This is a genomic window from Chamaesiphon sp. OTE_75_metabat_556 (assembly GCF_031378165.1).
Classification (GTDB): domain Bacteria; phylum Cyanobacteriota; class Cyanobacteriia; order Cyanobacteriales; family Chamaesiphonaceae; genus Chamaesiphon.
The window spans coordinates 1-3377 of sequence record NZ_JANNDR010000424.1 but is presented as its reverse complement, the minus strand read 5'-3'; the positions used below and the strand labels follow the sequence as shown (position 1 = coordinate 3377).

4 protein-coding genes are annotated in these 3377 nt (G+C 45.4%); 2 read left to right on the top strand and 2 right to left on the bottom strand.

Features of this window, described 5'->3' with window-relative positions; genetic code table 11:
* Nucleotides 1–176: 176 nt before the first annotated feature.
* Entirely contained in the window at nt 177–986 is an 810-nt protein-coding gene (locus RMO27_RS17235; RefSeq protein WP_309734752.1) for an SDR family oxidoreductase, read from the bottom strand.
* A gap of 145 nt (nt 987–1131) precedes the next feature.
* On the opposite strand from RMO27_RS17235, the gene RMO27_RS17230 reads away from it, so the two are divergent.
* A complete protein-coding gene (locus tag RMO27_RS17230; protein ID WP_309734750.1) occupies nt 1132–2049 on the top strand; it encodes a LysR family transcriptional regulator in 918 nt (305 codons plus the stop codon).
* A gap of 487 nt (nt 2050–2536) precedes the next feature.
* On the opposite strand, the gene RMO27_RS17225 is transcribed toward RMO27_RS17230, so the two are convergent.
* Nucleotides 2537–2662, bottom strand: coding sequence for a hypothetical protein (locus RMO27_RS17225; protein ID WP_309734747.1), 126 nt, complete (start codon nt 2660–2662; stop codon nt 2537–2539).
* A gap of 127 nt (nt 2663–2789) precedes the next feature.
* Here RMO27_RS17225 and RMO27_RS17220 point away from each other — a divergent pair, with 127 nt between their 5' ends.
* Nucleotides 2790–3206 (top strand): ester cyclase, encoded by a 417-nt coding sequence (locus tag RMO27_RS17220; RefSeq protein ID WP_309734745.1) that lies wholly within the window; start codon nt 2790–2792, stop codon nt 3204–3206.
* The last annotated feature ends 171 nt before the right edge of the window (nt 3207–3377 follow it).

Sequence of the window (3377 nt, the reverse complement as noted above, 5' to 3'; positions counted from 1 at the left end):
TTATTATTTATTGTTTGTTGAATTTCGATTGGATTAGTAAATTTTTTATTAAAATAAGAAAAGGAGAATAACTTGGTTTTCCTTGTAACATAGCATTCATTAAAGAATATTGAAAAGTCGATTGAAAAGTTTTTAAGTTTTGATTTTCTACTTGCAGTTGAGTGTCTCTCTTTTCTTCAAGATAAGCTTTTGCTTTTGATCCAGTGTATTAGCTTGTATTTGAATGTGTTTTTTGTTGTGAATGTCCGATCTTTTCTGAGACTGTAGCCGACATCAGGGAAGAGGGTGCTGCCTGTCGTGTAGCTGTTGGTAAGCAGGTACATAATCGATTCGGCAATATCGTCTGATGTGCCAATGCGCCGAGCCGGAAGAGCTTGCACTTGTTCGTCGTAAAGGGTTTTACGAGCAGTCTCATCGGCGAAAAATTCGTGAATAAGAGGGGTATCGGTTAAGCCAGGGCTGATTACATTCACGCGAATTGGTGCAAGGTCGATCGCAAGTCCTCGTGCTAATCCTTCAATCCCCGCTTGCACAGCCGCTAACGAAGTCGCTCCCGGCACTGGGCGCGCACTATAAGCTCCACTCATCAAGACAATTGCCCCAGTCTTACTGAGGTGCGGTGCGGCATATTTCACCGCTCGGTATTGTCCCCAGAATTTACCTTCAAATTCCTGGTGAACTTGCTCTGTATCTAATTCGAGAAAATGACCAAAATTTGGCGCAGGCCCAGTGATAACCAGATAGTCAAGAGTACCCACCTTCTCAAATAGAGACTTCACCGAGGCATCATCGGTAAGATCGACGGGATAGGTGGTGACATCCCCGCCCATCGATGCGACAGCGGCTTGTAACTTGGCTTCACTGCGTCCGGCAACGATCGTCTGGGCACCCGCAGCGGTAGCTTGCTGGGCGGTAGCCAGCCCAATTCCCGAACTACCGCCAATTATTAGAAGGCGTTTTTGTGCCAGTTTGTTGTTGGGTGTCATAGTCAATCTCCTGGTTTATTGTATCTAGTGGATTGAATCGTTTCTAACCATATATCTAAGTTAATTGAAGTCTTTCGATAGAAAAACCCGTTGTAAAGCACAATATTTGTGAATACAATTCATTAATCTAGTGGGCAGATCGATCGTGAAAGATAAACTCAATACCATTGCTCTCTTTGTCGAAGCGGCTCGCTGGTCTAGTTTTTCGGTGGCGGCGCGGCAGTTAGGACTTGCTCCTTCGTCAGTGAGTAAGGCGATCCAGCGTCTAGAGGCTGAGTTGGACACTCGCTTATTTGAGCGCACAACTCGCAAGATTCGGTTGACTCAGGATGGTGCGATGTTTTTCGATCGCTGCACGCAAATTTTGGCGGATCTAGAAGCAGCGGAACTAGAACTATCAAAGGCACGATCTCGCCCTCAAGGTCTGCTTCGCATCGATCTAAATGTTTCGTTGGGACAACGCCATATCGTTCCTGCTTTAGCAAAGTTTTTGCAAACCTATCCCGATATTCAGTTCGATATTTCCTTGAGCGATCGCACTGTGGATTTAATTGAATTGGGGATTGATGCAGTGGTCAGAATTGGGAACACGAGCGACAGTCGCTTGATTATGCAACCACTGGCAACTACTAGCTTTGTCGTTTGTGCCGCTCCAGCTTATCTAGAGCAACAAGGTATGCCAAAAACGCCCGAAGATTTGTTACAACACAACTGCTTGAATTTTATTTACCCGCAAACGCGCAAGCAGTTTGAATGGATCTTTCAACGCCAGGGCAAGGTCTTCCGTCTGCCCGTGCGGGGGAATTTTGCGATCGATCATCCCGATGCCCATCTCTCGGCAGCGATCGCGGGAATTGGCATTGTGCAGGAGTTGAGTTTCATGGTAGAGCCAGCGATCGCCCAAGGTCAGCTAGTCCCACTGTTGCGAGACTATGCCGCACCAGTGGAAATAATTTCGGTGATTTATCCACAAAAACAATACCTCCCAGCTAAAGTGCGGGTGTTTCTGGATTTCTTGAAGACTCTAATGGTGGATCTCAAGCAAGCGAATTTAGTTGAGTAAACAAAAGAAAAGAAACTACAGATATAGAATAGTTCTGCTGATACAACTAGCTTTAGTTACTTTTTTTAAGTATAAATTAAAACAACTTTTTGCCTCATAATTTTTGCGTTCACCATACCTTTTGAATGCGAGAAATTTGTGAGTTATTTGCAATCTAATTTTTATTAAATTTAATGCCTCATAGCCTTCTCAATAGTTAGGTGCATGTACCAAAGCAGAGTTTTTAATACTATTTTTATGCAGAATAATGTAAAAATTAGCATTGCATTATTCTGTTTTATTAAAGTATTTTTATCTATGCCTTTAGAGAGAGTGTTTTAAATGTTTAGGTGGTTAACTTGAAGGTGTCGATTACCTCTCGGCGCGGCTATTGCTAAGGCAAACTCTCTGCTACCGTTAACGATTAATTAAACTCTAATGTAATGTAATTAATCGATTCAAACCTTACAGGTTGAAACTGATTTTATGAAGAAGCTAATATCCGCAATTAAAGGCGTTGGCGTAATCCAGTCAATGCTGAAAAAGCCGTCCAGGCGGCGGATATCGGCTTCAAGCCGCACCTCGTCCGCATCGAAACCCGCGCGAGACATGGAGCAGGCAAGCCCGTTGACAAGGCGATTACCTCCGGTAGGCTACGCCAACGAGGAAACGGCGGATATGTGGGCTTTTGCTGCTCACTGGACGGGGCTGAAGGTGAAGTAGGCGAATAGAGCGGGTGATTAACCAATTTAGGAGCATTCATGAGCATTGAAACAAACAAGGAAGTATCTCGGCAGTGGCACGAGTCTTTCGGTACGCCAAACCTGGAATCTGCGTATGAAAAGTTTCTGGCAAGGGACTTCCGTGCTTTTTTCTTCGGTCATGGCTGGGTCGATCGGGACACTTACATGAAGGGAGATCGAGACTTTGTTGCTGCGTTTGAAAACGTAATGATGTCGGTTGAAGAGCTTGTTGGTGAAGCCGATCTGGTGATGTGCAGGATGCGGTGGCGTGGAACACAAGTTGCCCCCGTACTTGGAGTTCAACCCACGGGAAGAGATTTTGACGTACTTGGGTTTTGTCAAGATCGCTTTCAATTCGGCAAGGTCGTAGAGCACACACCACTGTTTGATGTAGCGTCACTGCTGCAACAACTCAAAGGCGAACCGTTAGCGTAGCCTATCGGAACGATAATCGCAAACGACTCATAACCACGGATGCGGCGGTTCTCACCCTTGTTGGCGTTGGCAAAGCCTGCCGTAGGCACAGCCTCTGTCTTGACTGAAACACATGCGGAGGAAACCTCCGCGTGATTTCAGTCGCTCCGCGCGCGAGAAACATCACTGCAT